Raw genomic sequence first — 15,359 nt, 5'->3', positions numbered from 1 at the left:
CGTTACTGAACAAACCGGTTTCAGCGCATGACTGTGACGGCCCTAAACTGTCCCCCGTGACCGAGAACACTCAGCAGACGCCAGCCAGCAACCCCGAACTGCCGACCCAGTACGCACCGGCCGAGGTAGAGGGGAAGCTGTATGAGCGCTGGGTAGAGCGGGGTTACTTCACCGCCGACGCGAAGAGCGACAAGCCCCCGTACACGATCGTCATTCCGCCGCCGAACGTCACCGGTGCGCTCCACCTGGGCCATGCCTTCCAGGTCACGCTCATGGATGCCCTCACGCGGCGTAAGCGCATGCAGGGCTTCGAGACGCTGTGGCTGCCGGGCATGGACCACGCGGGCATCGCCACCCAGAACAAGGTCGAACAGCAGCTCGCCGAGGAAGGCAAGTCGCGGCAGGATCTCGGCCGCGAGGCGTTCACCGAGCGCGTCTGGCAGTGGAAGGACGAGTACGGCGGCCGGATCCTGGGCCAGCTGAAGCGCCTCGGTGCAGGGCTCGACTGGTCGCGTGAGCGGTTCACCATGGACGAGGGGCTCTCCAAGGCCGTCCAGACGATCTTCAAGAAGCTCTATGACGACGAGCTGATCTACCGCGCCGAGCGCATCATCAACTGGTGCCCGCGCTGTCTGACCGCGATCTCCGACATCGAGGTCGACTACCAGGACGACGACGGCGAGCTCGTCTCGCTGAAGTACGGCGAGGGCGACAAGACCGTCGTCGTGGCCACCACCCGGGTCGAGACCATGCTCGGTGACACGGCTGTTGCCGTTCACCCCGACGACGAGCGGTACGCGCACCTCGTCGGCAAGCGGATCAAGCTGCCACTGACCGACCGGACGATCCCGGTCGTCGCCGACACTCACGTCGACCCCGAGTTCGGAACGGGTGCCGTCAAGGTGACGCCCGCTCACGACCCGAACGACTTCGCGATCGGTCAGCGCCACGACCTCGAGCTCATGACGATCATGGACGAGCGCGGTGTCATCACCGTGCATGGCCCCTTCCAGGGACTCGACCGCTTCGAGGCGCGCTCCGCGATCGTCGCCGCCATGCGCGAGCAGGGCCGCGTCGTCGCCGAGAAGCGCCCGTACGTCCACTCCGTCGGGCACTGCTCGCGCTGTAAGACGACCGTCGAGCCCCGCCTCTCCCTCCAGTGGTGGGTCAAGGTCGAGACGCTCGCCAAGGCCGCGGGCGACGCGGTCCGCGACGACCGGGTCGCACTTCACCCGAAGGACATGGAGAAGCGGTACTTCGACTGGGTCGACAACCTCAACGACTGGTGCATCTCACGGCAGTTGTGGTGGGGCCACCGGATTCCCGTCTGGTACGGGCCGAACGGCGAAATGGTCTGCGTCGGCCCCGACGACGAGGCGCCCACCGGCGAGGGCTGGGTCCAGGACGAGGACGTCCTCGACACCTGGTTCTCGTCCGGTCTTTGGCCGTTCTCGACGCTCGGCTGGCCGGAGGAGACCCCGGACCTCGAGAAGTTCTACTCGACCGACGTCCTGGTCACCGGGCACGACATCATCTTCTTCTGGGTCGTCCGGATGATGATGTTCGGTCTGTACGCGATGGACGGTGAGGTCCCCTTCAAGACCGTCGCGCTTACCGGTCTGGTCCGGGACGAGTTCGGCAAGAAGATGTCGAAGTCCAACCCGAACGCGGTGGACCCGATCGACTGGATGGACGCGTACGGCTCGGACGCCGTGAGGTTCACGCTCGCCACGGGTGCCAACCCGGGCGCGGACGTGCCGATCGGAGAGGACTGGGTCAAGGCCTCCCGTAACTTCGCCAACAAGATCTGGAACGCCACCCGCTTCGCGCTGATGAACGGCGCGACCGTGGAGGGCGAGCTGCCGCCCGTCGAGCAGCTGTCGGCGACCGACCGGTGGATCCTGTCGCGGCTGAACAAGACGGTCGCCGAAGTCGACGCGTTCTACGACGACTTCCAGTTCGCGAAGCTCTCCGACGCCCTCTACCACTTCGCGTGGGACGAGGTCTTCGACTGGTACGTCGAGCTGTCGAAGACGACCTTCTTCGCGGGCGGCGAGGGCGCCAAGGTCTCAGGCCGGGTCCTCGGCGAGGTCCTGGACGTGATGCTGCGTGTGCTGCACCCGATCGTCCCGTTCGTCACCGAGACGCTGTGGACCACGCTCACCGGCAAGGAGACCCTGGTCACCGCCGACTGGCCGAAGGACTCCGGATTCCGCGACGACGCGGCCGAGCAGGAGATCGCGCTCGTCCAGCAGGTCGTCACCGAGGTCCGCCGGTTCCGCTCCGACCAGGGCCTGCAGCCCGGCCAGAAGGTTCCGGCCGAGCTCACCCTGACCGGCACGCCGCTCGCCCCGCACGAGGCGGCCATCCGCCAGCTGCTGCGGCTGCAGCCCGCCGAGGAGGGCTTCCACGCCACCGCCTCGCTGCCGGTCGCGGGCGCCACGGTCGCCCTCGACCTGTCCGGCACCATCGACGTCGAGGCCGAGCGCAAGCGCCTGACGAAGGACCTGGGCGCCGCCGAGAAGGAGAAGGCCCAGGCGGTCGGCAAGCTCTCCAACGAGGCGTTCCTCGGCAAGGCCCCGGACAACGTGGTCGACAAGATCCGCGGCCGGCTCGCCAAGGCCGAGGCCGACATCGAGCGGATCTCCGGTCAGCTGGCGAACCTGCCGCAGAGCTGATGACCTGAGCACGGAGCCCCCGTCCCCCTGACCGACCAGGGGGACGGGGGCTTCGCCCGTACCACCGACATCCGTGTCCGCCACCGGGTGCCGCGCGCGATGTCCGTGCCCATCCGTAGACTGGCCCTGTGAGTGAGCCCCGCCCTTCCGACCGGCACGACAACTCCGATTCCGACGACACCTTCGCGGAGATCGTCGACGAAGAGACCCAGCGCGACCCCGACCTGGCGGTGATCGAGGCCGGGAGCCGTACGCTGCGCACCCGCTCCGGACCGCCGCAGGGCGACGAGGTCCCGGCCCGGCCCGCCGACCCCGAGGTGGACAAGGCGCTGCGCGCCGTGGAGCAGGAGCTCGCCGGACGCTGGGGCGAGACCAAGCTGGAGCCTTCCGTCACGCGCATCGCCGCGCTGATGGACGTGCTCGGCGAGCCGCAGCGCGCGTACCCCTCGATCCACATCACCGGGACCAACGGCAAGACGAGCACGGCCCGCATGATCGAGGCGCTGCTCGGCGCCTTCGACCTGCGTACCGGCCGCTACACCTCGCCGCACGTCCAGTCGATCACCGAGCGGATCAGCCTGGACGGCTCCCCGATCGCCCCCGAGCGGTTCATCGAGGCGTACCAGGACATCGAGCCGTACGTGGAGATGGTCGACGCCCAGCAGCCGTACCGGCTCTCCTTCTTCGAGGTGCTGACGGGCATGGCCTACGCGGCCTTCGCCGACGCGCCGGTCGACGTCGCGGTCGTCGAGGTCGGCATGGGCGGCAGCTGGGACGCGACGAACGTCATCGACGGCTCGGTCGCCGTCGTCACCCCCATCTCGCTGGACCACACCGACCGGCTCGGCAACACGCCCGCCGAGATCGCCGGCGAGAAGGCCGGGATCATCAAGCAGGGCGCCACGGTCATCCTGGCCCAGCAGCCGGTGGACGCCGCGCAGGTCATGCTGAAGAAGGCCGTCGAGGTCGACGCCACGGTCGCCCGCGAGGGCATGGAGTTCGGCGTCGTCTCGCGCGAGATCGCTGTCGGCGGCCAGCTGCTGACGCTGCGCGGCCTCGGTGGTGCGGCCACCGAGTACACAGAGGTCTTCCTCCCGCTGTACGGCGCCCACCAGGCGCACAACGCCGCGGTGGCGCTCTCCGCGGTGGAGGCGTTCTTCGGGATCGGCGCCGAGCAGCCCGGCTCGCTCGACGTCGACACGGTCCGCCGGGCCTTCGCCTCGGTGATCTCCCCGGGCCGCCTCGAAGTGGTCCGCAGCAGCCCCACCGTCGTCCTGGACGCGGCACACAACCCGGCGGGCGCCCGCGCCACCGCCGACGGGCTCTCCGAGGCCTTCGGCTTCTCCCGGCTGATCGGTGTCGTCGGCACCAGCGCGGACAAGGACGTCAAGGGACTCCTCGACGCCTTCGAGCCGATCTTCGCCGAGGTCGTCATCACGCAGAACTCCAGCGGCCGCGCGATGGACGTCGACGAGCTGGCCGCCATCGCGGTCGAGGTCTTCGGCGAGGACCGCGTCCAGGTGGAGCCCCGCCTGGACGACGCCCTGGAGGCGGCGATCACCCTCGCCGAGGAGGAGGACGAGTACGCGGGCGCCGGTGTCCTGGTGACCGGTTCCGTGATCACGGTCGGCGAGGCCCGGCTGCTTCTGGGAAGGCGCTGACCCATGCGTACGCTCTGTGCATCCACGCTGATCGGCGAGTTCTTCGTGATCGGCTTCGCCGGACTCGTCGCGATGAAGTCCGACGACCTGACCGGTGCCACGGTCTGGACGGTCTGCGGCATCGGCATGCTGCTCTCCGTGCTGCTCTGCGGGATGATCACCCGCCCCGGCGGGATACAGCTCGGCTGGGCGCTGCAGATCGCCCTGGTGCTGAGCGGCTTCGTCGTCCCGATGATGTTCATCCTCGGCGTGGTCTTCGCCGGCCTGTGGTGGGCCTCGGTGCACTACGGCCGCAAGATCGACGAGGCGAAGGCCCGCTGGGCGGCGGCCGAGGCCCCGGCCGGTGGCTGACCCGGTACCCGGTGGCCAAACCCGGCCGCCGGCCCGGCTCCGTACCCCTGTAGCCTCGGTTCACCGCACCCGCTTGCCTGCAAGGAGCCGCACACCATGACCCAGCGCACCCTCGTTCTCCTCAAGCCCGACGCTGTCCGGCGCGGACTGGTCGGCGAGATCGTCGGGCGGATCGAGCGCAAGGCCGGCTGGCGGATCACCGCACTGGAGCTGCGCACCCTCGACCGTGCCACGCTGGAGCAGCACTACGCCGAGCACGTCGGCCGCCCGTTCTACGAGCCGCTCGTCGAGTTCATGCAGTCCGGTCCGATCGTGGCGTTGGTCGCCGAGGGCGAGCGGGTCATCGAGGGCATCCGTACGCTGGCCGGACCCACCGACCCGATCGCCGCCGCGCCCGGTTCCATCCGCGGCGACTTCGGCACCATCACCCGGGAGAACCTCATCCACGCCTCGGACTCCGAGGAGTCCGCGGAGCGGGAACTGAAGCTCTTCTTCCCCGGACTCGCCTGATCGCCGATCAGCCGAACAGCGCTCAGACCTGGGGCGACCGAATTAATTCGGTCGCCCTTCGGTATAGGGTCCGGGATCGCGGGAACGCATCCCTCCGACGTAACGTCACCATGAGTGGAACGGCCACCCGTTCCGCCCACAATGGCGAAGGACCCTCGCGCGGTGTCCGCCATTACGGCACTACGATGGAATCTTCCACGCCCGCCGCGCTCACCTCGCCGACCAGAACAAGCCACATCGCTTTCTTGGAAGGCCCGACGCATCCTCATGGGGAACAAGGGGAACTCAATGTCGTTCATCGGCCGTGACATGGCTATCGACCTCGGGACTGCCAACACGCTGGTGTACGTCAGGGGGCGCGGCATCGTTCTGAACGAGCCGTCCGTCGTGGCCATCAACACCAACACCGGCGGCATCCTGGCGGTCGGCTCCGAGGCCAAGAAGATGATCGGGCGTACACCGGGCAACATCGTTGCCGTACGGCCCCTGAAGGACGGCGTGATCGCCGACTTCGAGATCACCGAGCGGATGCTCCGCTACTTCATCCTGAAGATCCACAAGCGCCGCTACCTGGCCCGCCCGCGGGTCGTCGTCTGCGTGCCCTCCGGCATCACCGGGGTCGAGCGACGCGCCGTCATCGAGGCGTCGACGCAGGCCGGCGCGCGCCAGGTGCACATCATCGAGGAGCCCATGGCGGCGGCCATCGGCTCCGGGCTGCCGGTCCACGAGGCCACCGGCAACATGGTCGTCGACATCGGTGGCGGCACCACCGAGGTCGCGGTCATCTCGCTCGGCGGAATCGTCACTGCCCAGTCGATCCGGACCGCCGGCGACGAACTGGACAACGCGATCATCCAGCACATCAAGAAGGAGTACTCGCTCCTCCTCGGCGAGCGCTCCGCCGAACAGATCAAGATCACGATCGGTTCGGCGTACGACATGGACGAGGACGAGCACACCGAGATCCGCGGCCGCGACCTGGTCTCCGGACTGCCCAAGACCGTGGTCGTCTCGGCCGCCGAGGTCCGCAAGGCCATCGAGGAGCCGGTCAACGCGATCGTCGACGCCGTGAAGACCACGCTCGACAAGTGCCCGCCGGAGCTCTCCGGCGACGTCATGGACCGCGGCATCGTCCTCACCGGCGGCGGCGCGCTGCTGCGCGGACTGGACGAGCGGCTGCGCCGCGAGACCGGCATGCCGATCCACATCGCGGAGGACCCGCTGGACTCGGTGGCCCTCGGATCCGGCAAGTGCGTCGAGGAGTTCGAGGCGCTCCAGCAGGTACTGGACGCCCAGCCCCGCAGGTGAACAACCCATCGGTCTGCCGTACGGACGCTGCCGCTCCGTACGGCCGATCGTTGATATACAGGCACGAATATTCCGACGAGGAAGGCACGGCCGCCGCACGTGAGGGACACACGAGAGAGCCGGCTGCTCCTGGTGCTGCTGATCGCCATCGCGTTCGCATTGATCACGGTGGACATCCGCGGTGGTGAGGAGTCGCCGGTGGACGGCGCCCGGCGGGCCGCCGCAGCGGCCTTCGGGCCGGTGGAGAACGGCGTCGCGGCAGCCGTCGACCCGGTGGGCAACGCCATAGGGGCAGTTCGCGACTCCGGGACACGGCACAACCGGATCGCCGAGCTGGAACAGCAGAACGCCGCGCTCAAGACGAAGCTCGGCAGCGACGACCGCAACCGCAACAGGGTCCGTGAGCTCGACCGGATGCTGAAGAAGTCGGCCGCAGGACAATACGGCATCAAGGGCGCCGAGGTCATCGCCATAGGAGCGGCCCAGGGCTTCTCCTGGACGGTCACCATCGACGCGGGTTCCAACGACGGAATCAAGCGCGACATGACCGTCATCAACGGCGACGGCCTGGTCGGCCGGGTCACCACCGTCGGTCCGGACGCCTCCACGGTGCTCCTCGCCAACGACCCCGACTTCACCGTCGGCACCCGGATGGAGAAGACCGACGAACTCGGCTTCGCCACCGGCCAGGGCTCCCGGCCGCTGTCCGTCCAGTTCCTCAACGGCAAGGCCAAGGTGAAGAAGGGTGACCGGCTCGTCACCTTCGGCTCCAGCAAGGACAAGCCCTTCGTGCCCGGCGTCCCGGTCGGCGAGGTCGTCCGGGTCGACCCGTCCGGCGGCGGCCTGACCCGTACGGTCTACGTCCGCCCGTACGTCGGCTTCACCAAGCTCGACATCGTCGGCGTCGTGGTCCAGGCCCCGCGCGAGGACCCCCGTGACATGGTCCTGCCGAAGCAGCCGGCCAAGCCCGCCAAGCCGAAGCCCACGCCCACCGTCACCGTCACGATCTCGCCCAACGGCGACATCGTCGACACCGAAGGAAACGTCGTCGGGAACATCCACGAGAGCCCGGACCCCAGCAACAGCCCGGACCCGAACGGCACTGCGAACGCCGCACCGGACGCCGGCACCGCGGTCAACGAGCAGAGGTAGAGCTGATTCCCATGCGTTTGAACCGGATTCTGCTCTCCGTCGTCCTGGTCGTCGTCGCCCTCGTCGTCCAGGTCTCCGTGCTCGCCCGCCTCCAGCTCCCCGGCGCGGTGCCCGACCTGCTGCTCCTGGTCGTCCTCGGCCTCGCCTTCGTGTACGGGCATGTCAGCGGCGCCCTCATCGGCTTCGGCGCGGGACTCCTCGCCGACCTGGCACCGCCCGCCGACCACGCCGCCGGACGCTACGCGCTGGTCCTCTGCGTCATCGGCTACCTCGCGGGGCTGGCGAAGCCCGAGAACGGGCAGCTGAAGTCGGCGATGGTCCCGATGCTCGGGGTCGTCGCCGCGGCGATCGGCTCGACCCTGCTCTACGCACTGGTCGGCGCGCTCGTCGGGGACACGGCGGCCCGTCACGTCGGCCTCGGTAGCCTGCTGTTCACCGCGGCCGTCTACGACCTGCTCCTCGCGCCCTTCGTCGTACCGCTGATCATGGCCGTCGCCAGACGCACGGTGAACGATCCGCTCGCCGACACCTCCGGCGGCGGGGACGTGGCCGCGGGCTGGCTCGCCTCCGGCACCGGACTGCGGATCGGCAGCCAGCGCGGCGGACTGCGCGCCAAGGCCGCCCGCAACCGCGCGGCCCGCGCCGGACGCATCAAGGGGGTCAAGCGACTGTGAGGCCGCACCGCAGCCAGGCCACCTCGCGTACCTCCGGCCCGACCACCACCGGGGGCGCCCCGTGACCAACATCCCCGAGACCGGCCGGACCCCACGGGTCCAGATCCGTCTCATCGTCATCCAGGTCCTCGTCTTCTCCCTGCTGCTCACCCTCGGCGGGCGCCTCTGGTACCTCCAGATCCGCAACGGCCAGGAGTACAGCGACGAGGCGAAGAACAACCACGTCCAGCAGGTCGTCCAGCCCGCCGTCCGCGGCTCCATCCTCGACGCGCGCGGCGTGGCCCTCGCCGACAACGAGACCCGGCTGGTCGTCTCCGCCAGCCGCACCGAGCTGATGAAGATGAAGGACGACGGCAAGAGCGTCCTGACCCGGCTCGCGGGCGTCCTCGGCATGAAGCCCAAGGAGGTCCTCGACAAGGTACGGCTCTGCGACTCGAAGACGCCGCAGCCCTGCTGGAACGGCTCGCCGTACCAGCCGATCCCGGTCACCGACGAGGCCACCACCCAGCAGGCCCTCACGATCCGTGAACGCGCCGAGGACTTCCCCGGAATCACCGCCGAGCCCACCGCCGTACGCCGGTACGGGGCGCCCGGCAAGGCCAACACCGCGCAGGTCCTCGGCTACCTCTCGCCGGTCACCGACGAGGAGATCACCAAGGCCCAGGACACCGACTCGCCGTACCTCCGCTCCGACCAGGTCGGCCGCTCCGGCCTGGAGCGCACCTACGACAAGGAGCTGCGCGGCAAGGCCGGCGTCACCCGCTACGAGGTCGACAACCTCGGCCGGGTCATCGGCCAGGCGAAGAACGACAAGGCGGAGCCCGGCTCCAGCGTCGTCACCTCCATCGACGCCCGGGTCCAGGCCGTCGCCGAGTACGAGCTCAACGAGGCCATGAAGACGGCCCGTCAGTCGTTCGACAAGAACACCGGGGAGAACTACAAGGCCGACTCCGGCGCCGTCGTCGTCATGGAGGCCAAGACCGGCCGCGTCGTCTCGATGGCCTCCCTGCCGAACTACGACCCCAACTCCTGGGTCGGCGGCATCTCCGCCAAGGACTACGCCAAGCTCACCGGCAAGAATTCCAACTTCCCGCTGCTGAACCGGGCCATCCAGGGCCAGGCCGCCCCCGGCTCGATCTTCAAGGTCATCTCCTCGACCGCCGCGGTCAACGCCGGTTACCCCTTCAACGGCAACTACCCCTGCCCCAGCTCGTACAACGTCGGCGGGCAGACCTTCAAGAACTTCGAGTCCCAGGGCTACGGCTCCATCACCATCGGCCGGGCCCTCGAAGTCTCCTGCGACACCGTGTACTACGGCATCGCGCACAAGGAGTGGTTGAAGGACGGCGGCATGAACCCCAAGAAGAATGCCAAGGACTGGTTCTACAAGACCGCCCACCAGTTCGGCCTCGGCAAGGAGACCGGCATCGACCTCCCCAACGAGGTCAGCGGCCGGGTCCCCGACCGCAAGTGGAAGCAGGACTTCTACAAGGCGAACAAGGACGCCTGGTGCAAGCAGGGCAAGAAGGACGGCTCGTACGTCGAGAAGATCGCGTACGAGAACTGCCTCGAAGGCGACAAGATGCGCGCCGGTGACTCCGTCAACTACTCGATCGGCCAGGGCGACACCCTCGTCACGCCGATACAGATGGCCACCATCTACGCAGCCATCTCCAACGGCGGCACGCTCTACGACCCCACCGTCGGCAAGGCGGTCGTCAGCGGCGACGGCAAGACCGTCGAGGAGATCAAGCCCAAGTCGCACGGCAAGCTGCCCTTCACGCGCAAGACCCGCAACGAGATAGACCAAGCCCTCGCGGGAGTCGCGACCCGTGGTTCGGCCGCCTGGCGATTCGGCGGCTGGCCGCAGGACAAGATCCCGATGCACGCCAAGACGGGTACGGCCGAGGTCTACGGCAAGCAGACGACCTCCTGGTTCGCCACGTACACCAAGGACTACTCGATCGTCATGACGATCTCCCAGGGCGGTACGGGCTCCGGTGCGTCCGGGCCCGCCGTGCGCAACATCTACGACGCCCTCTACGGTCTCGACGACTCCGGCAAGCAGGACCTGAAGAAGGCGCTGCTGCCCACCCCGCAGAAGTCCCTGCCGAAGATCCAGCAGGACGGCTCGATCGACGCCCCGGAGATCAAGCCCTACGACCCGGACTCGCAGAAGACCCCGGAGGAACAGACCCTCGCCGCGACGCTGGGGAGGCGCGACTGATGGCCGGCTTCTCCGTCCAGCGGTACGCCCCGGAGCGCTCCGCCTGGGGCAAACTCACCGCCCGCGACTCCCTCGTACGCAAACTCGACTGGCCGCTGCTCGGGTCCGCGCTCGCGCTCTCCTTCATCGGCTCGCTGCTGGTCTACTCGGCGACCCGGGGACGTGACTCGCTCACCCACGGCGACCCGTACTACTTCCTCTTCCGGCACGCCCTCAACACCGGCATCGGCTTCGCCCTGATGGTCGGCACGATCTGGCTCGGCCACCGCACCCTGCGCGGCGCCGTCCCGGTCCTCTACGGCCTCTCGGTGCTCCTGGTGCTGGCGGTGCTCACCCCGCTCGGCGCCACCGTCAACGGCGCCCACGCCTGGATCATCATCGGCGGCGGCTTCTCGCTCCAGCCGTCCGAGTTCACCAAGATCACCATCATCCTGATCATGGCGATGCTGCTGGCCGAGCGCGTCGACGCGGGCGACCAGCTCCATCCCGACCACCGGACCGTCGCCAAGGCCCTCGGTCTGGCGGCCGTCCCGATGGCCGTCGTCATGGGAATGCCGGACCTCGGCTCCGTGATGGTCATGGTCGTCATCGTGCTCGGCGTGCTCCTCGCCTCCGGCGCGTCGAACCGCTGGATCGCCGGTCTGCTCGGCGCGGGCGTGACCGGCGCCATCGCGATCTGGCAGCTCGGCCTGCTCGACGAGTACCAGATCGCCCGCTTCGCCGCCTTCGCCAATCCCGCGCTCGACCCGGCGGGCGTCGGCTACAACACCAACCAGGCCCGCATCGCGATCGGCTCCGGCGGCCTCTCCGGGACGGGCCTCTTCCACGGCACCCAGACCACCGGCCAGTTCGTCCCCGAGCAGCAGACCGACTTCGTCTTCACCGTCGCGGGCGAGGAGCTCGGCTTCCTCGGCGCCGGGCTGATCCTCGTCCTGCTCGGCGTCGTCCTGTGGCGCGCCTGCCGGATCGCCCGCGAGACGACCGAGCTGTACGGCACGATCGTCGCCGCCGGAATCATCGCCTGGTTCGCCTTCCAGGCCTTCGAGAACATCGGGATGACGCTCGGCATCATGCCGGTCGCCGGGCTCCCGCTGCCGTTCGTGTCGTACGGAGGGTCCTCGATGTTCGCCGTCTGGGTGGCCGTCGGCCTGCTCCAGTCGATCAGGCTGCAGCGGCCGATAAGCGCCTGAGCCGGTGCGGGAGCACTGCCCATTCGCGTACAACACGTCTAGATTCGGTTCATGGCGGACTCGAAGCGTGAGATCGAGCGGAAGTACGAAGCCACCGCGGAAACCCGGCTCCCGGACCTGAGCCGGGTGGCCGGGGTCTCGGCCGTCGCCCACCGGGGCGTCAGCGAACTGGACGCCATCTACTACGACACCGAGGACCTCCGGCTCGCGGCGGACTCCCTCACCCTGCGCCGCCGCACCGGCGGGAGCGACGCCGGCTGGCACCTCAAGTTCCCGGTGGCCTCCGGCATCCGGGACGAGCTGCGGGAACCGCTCTCCGACACCCTGCCGCGCTCCTTCGCGGGGCTGCTGCGCTCCCGGGTCCGCGACCGCGCACTCGTTCCCGTCGTCCGGCTGGTCTCCGCCCGCGACGTCCACCACCTCCTCGACTCCGACGGCGCCCTGCTCGCCGAGGTCAGCGTCGACCGGGTGCGGGCCGAGCGGCTGACGGGCGGCGACGGCACGGCCGCCTGGACCGAGATCGAGGCCGAACTCGCCGACGACGGCGACCCCGACTTCCTGAATGCCGTGGAGCGCCGGCTGCGCAAGGCCGGGATCCGCCCGTCCGCGTCCCCGTCCAAGCTGGCCAGGGCGCTCGCCGAGACCGCGCCGAAGCGGAAGAAGGACCCCGACGGCAGGGCCCGGCGGCCCACCGCGGGCGACCACGTCCTCGCGTACATCCGGCACCAGAGCGAGGCGATCGTCGCCCTCGACCCCGCCGTACGCCGCGACCTCCCCGACTCCGTGCACCAGATGCGGGTCGCCACCCGCAGGCTGCGCAGCGCACTGCGGACGTACCGGAAGATCCTCGACCGCGGCGTCACCGACCCGGTCGGCGACGAACTGAAGTGGCTGGCCGCCGAACTGGGCATCGACCGCGACCAGGAGGTGCTCGACGCCCGGCTGCGCGCCCGCCTCGACGGCCTGCCCCGCACCCTGGTCCTCGGCCCGGTCCGCGGGCGGCTCCGGATCTGGTCGGTGGCCCGGCGGAACGGCTCCCGCCGCCGCACCGTCGCCGTGCTCGACGGGAAGCGGTATCTGGCACTCCTGGAGAGCCTCGACACCCTGCTCGCCGCCCCGCCCCTGCTGCCCGCCGCGTCCCGTGCGCCGGGGCGGGCGCTGCCCCGCGCCGTGCTGAAGGAGTACGGGCGCCTCGCGGCCCGCGTCGGCCATGCCCTGGAGCTCCCGCCCGGCCACGACCGGGACCTGGCCATGCACGAGGCCCGCAAGGCCGCCAAACGCGCCCGGTACGCGGCGGAGGCGGCCCGCCCCGCGCTCGGCAGGCCCGCCAAGCGCTTCGCCAAACGGATGAAGGCCGTACAGAGCCTCCTCGGCGACCACCAGGACAGCGTGGTGGCCCGCGAGGCCCTGCGCACCCTGGCCGTCCAGGCGCACGCGGCGGGGGAGTCGGCCTTCACCTGGGGACTGATCCACGGACGGGAGGAGGCGACGGCCGCCGCCCGGGAACGGGAGCTGCCGGAGGTGTGGGAGCGGGCGTCGCGGGCGGAGCTCCGGGCGGCGCTGGGAGGCTGAGGGCCGGGGTACGCTTGATGGTCACCCTTGCCGGCTCTCGAAAGTTCGCGATGTCTGTCGATTCGGTCTTCCCACAGCTCGAAGCTCTGCTCCCGCATGTGCAGAAGCCCATCCAGTACGTCGGCGGTGAACTGAACTCCACCGTCAAGCCGTGGGACGAATGCGACGTCCGCTGGGCACTGATGTACCCGGACGCGTACGAGGTCGGGCTCCCCAACCAGGGCGTCATGATCCTCTACGAGGTACTCAACGAGCGCCAGGGCGTCCTCGCCGAGCGCACCTACAGCGTGTGGCCGGACCTCGAAGAGCTGATGCGCGAGCACAAGGTCCCGCAGTTCACCGTGGACAGCCACCGCCCGGTCAAGGCGTTCGACGTCTTCGGGCTGAGCTTCTCCACCGAGCTCGGCTACACCAACATGCTCACCGCCCTGGATCTCGCGGGCATTCCGCTGGAGGCCCGGGACCGCACCGTCGACGACCCGATCGTGCTGGCCGGCGGCCACGCCGCGTTCAACCCCGAGCCGATCGCCGGGTTCATCGACTGCGCGGTCATCGGCGACGGCGAGCAGGCCGTCCTGGAGATCACCGAGATCGTCCGCGCCTGGAAGGCCGAGGGCCGCCCCGGTGGCCGCGAGGAGGTGCTCTTCCGCCTCGCCAGGACCGGCAACGTCTACGTCCCGGGCTTCTACGACGTCGAGTACCTCCCGGACGGGCGCATCGGCCGCGTCGTGCCCAACAAGTCGGGCGTGCCGTGGCGGGTGTCCAAGCACACCGTGATGGACCTCGACGAGTGGCCGTACCCGAAGCAGCCCCTCGTGCCGCTCGCCGAGACCGTCCACGAGCGGATGTCCGTCGAGATCTTCCGCGGCTGCACCCGCGGCTGCCGTTTCTGCCAGGCCGGCATGATCACGCGCCCCGTGCGGGAGCGAAGCATCACCGGCATCGGCGCGATGGTCGAGAAGGGCCTCAAGGCGACCGGCTTCGAGGAGGTCGGCCTGCTCTCGCTCTCCTCCGCGGACCACACCGAGATCGGTGAGATCGCCAAGGGCCTCGCCGACCGGTACACCGAGGACAAGATCGGCCTCTCGCTGCCGTCCACCCGCGTCGACGCGTTCAACGTGGACCTGGCCAACGAGCTGACCCGCAACGGCCGCCGCTCCGGTCTCACCTTCGCCCCCGAGGGCGGCTCCGAGCGCATGCGCAAGGTCATCAACAAGATGGTCTCGGAAGAGGACCTCATCCGTACCGTCGCCACCGCGTACGGCAACGGCTGGCGCCAGGTGAAGCTGTACTTCATGTGCGGCCTGCCCACCGAGACCGACGAGGACGTCCTCCAGATCGGCGACATGGCGGTCAACGTGATCGCCAAGGGCCGCGAGGTCTCCGGGCAGAACGACATCCGCTGCACCGTCTCCATCGGCGGCTTCGTGCCCAAGCCGCACACCCCGTTCCAGTGGGCCCCGCAGCTGAGTGCCGAGGAGACCGACGCCCGGCTGACCAAGCTCCGCGACAAGATCCGCGGCGACAAGAAGTACGGCCGCTCCATCGGCTTCCGCTACCACGACGGCAAGCCCGGCATCGTCGAGGGCCTGCTCTCGCGCGGCGACCGGCGCGTCGGCTCCGTCATCCGCGCGGTCTACGAATCCGGCGGCCGCTTCGACGGCTGGCGCGAGCACTTCAGCTACGACCGCTGGATGACCGCCGCCGAGAAGACGCTGCCCGAGTACGGCGTGGACGTCGACTGGTACACCACCCGCGAGCGGACCTACGAGGAGGTCCTGCCCTGGGACCACCTGGACTCCGGCCTCGACAAGGACTGGCTCTGGGAGGACTGGCAGGACTCGCTCGACGAGACCGAGGTCGAGGACTGCCGCTGGACCCCGTGCTTCGACTGCGGCGTCTGCCCGCAGATGGACACCAGCATCCAGATCGGCCCGACCGGCAAGAAGCTGCTGCCGCTGTCGGTCGTCAAGTAGCCGCCCGCGACCGTCCCGCCAGGTGACGGCCAGGTGACGAAGGCCCGGTCCGGGAAACTC

General features: G+C 69.4%; 11 protein-coding genes. All 11 read left to right on the top strand.

Annotated features, from left to right (window positions below; all coding sequences use genetic code 11):
* Window positions 1–56: 56 nt before the first annotated feature.
* The 11 genes from ACFVX4_RS03065 to ACFVX4_RS03015 all read left to right on the top strand — a co-directional run bounded on the left by ACFVX4_RS03065 (window position 57) and on the right by ACFVX4_RS03015 (window position 15,299).
* Window positions 57–2,678 carry a valine--tRNA ligase gene (locus ACFVX4_RS03065; protein WP_389971333.1) on the top strand — a complete coding sequence of 874 codons (2,622 nt, stop codon included), beginning with the start codon at window positions 57–59 and terminating at the stop codon, window positions 2,676–2,678.
* 128 nt (window positions 2,679–2,806) lie between these two features.
* On the top strand, window positions 2,807–4,339 hold the full coding sequence (locus ACFVX4_RS03060) for a bifunctional folylpolyglutamate synthase/dihydrofolate synthase (RefSeq protein ID WP_389971331.1): 1,533 nt from the start codon (window positions 2,807–2,809) through the stop codon (window positions 4,337–4,339).
* 3 nt (window positions 4,340–4,342) lie between these two features.
* Window positions 4,343–4,690, top strand: coding sequence for a DUF4233 domain-containing protein (locus ACFVX4_RS03055; protein WP_266419278.1), 348 nt, complete (start codon window positions 4,343–4,345; stop codon window positions 4,688–4,690).
* Window positions 4,691–4,786: 96 nt separating this feature from the next.
* Window positions 4,787–5,200, top strand: a complete 414-nt coding sequence (ndk, locus tag ACFVX4_RS03050) for a nucleoside-diphosphate kinase (protein ID WP_266419280.1) — start codon at window positions 4,787–4,789, stop codon at window positions 5,198–5,200.
* Window positions 5,201–5,488: 288 nt separating this feature from the next.
* The gene (locus tag ACFVX4_RS03045; RefSeq protein WP_072483626.1) at window positions 5,489–6,508 is read left to right on the top strand and encodes a rod shape-determining protein; all 1,020 of its coding nucleotides are present in this window, start codon (window positions 5,489–5,491) and stop codon (window positions 6,506–6,508) included.
* Between the two features lie 99 nt (window positions 6,509–6,607).
* Entirely contained in the window at window positions 6,608–7,660 is a 1,053-nt protein-coding gene (mreC, locus tag ACFVX4_RS03040; RefSeq protein WP_389971328.1) for a rod shape-determining protein MreC, read from the top strand.
* Window positions 7,661–7,671: 11 nt separating this feature from the next.
* Window positions 7,672–8,334: a rod shape-determining protein MreD gene (gene mreD, locus ACFVX4_RS03035; RefSeq protein WP_389971326.1), complete on the top strand. Its 663-nt coding sequence runs from the start codon at window positions 7,672–7,674 to the stop codon at window positions 8,332–8,334.
* A 61-nt stretch (window positions 8,335–8,395) separates the two neighbouring features.
* Window positions 8,396–10,561 carry a penicillin-binding protein 2 gene (mrdA, locus tag ACFVX4_RS03030; protein ID WP_389971324.1) on the top strand — a complete coding sequence of 722 codons (2,166 nt, stop codon included), beginning with the start codon at window positions 8,396–8,398 and terminating at the stop codon, window positions 10,559–10,561.
* Window positions 10,561–11,751, top strand: coding sequence for a rod shape-determining protein RodA (rodA, locus tag ACFVX4_RS03025; RefSeq protein WP_389971322.1), 1,191 nt, complete (start codon window positions 10,561–10,563; stop codon window positions 11,749–11,751). The genes mrdA and rodA overlap by 1 nt, the downstream gene beginning before the upstream one ends.
* A 51-nt stretch (window positions 11,752–11,802) precedes the next feature.
* Window positions 11,803–13,323, top strand: a complete 1,521-nt coding sequence (locus ACFVX4_RS03020) for a CHAD domain-containing protein (protein WP_389971320.1) — start codon at window positions 11,803–11,805, stop codon at window positions 13,321–13,323.
* 50 nt (window positions 13,324–13,373) lie between these two features.
* Entirely contained in the window at window positions 13,374–15,299 is a 1,926-nt protein-coding gene (locus ACFVX4_RS03015) for a TIGR03960 family B12-binding radical SAM protein (protein ID WP_389971318.1), read from the top strand.
* Window positions 15,300–15,359: the final 60 nt, after the last annotated feature.

Source organism: Streptomyces sp. NPDC058240 (genome assembly GCF_042882135.1).
GTDB lineage: Bacteria > Actinomycetota > Actinomycetes > Streptomycetales > Streptomycetaceae > Streptomyces.
This window is presented reverse-complemented; position numbering and strand designations above follow the sequence as displayed.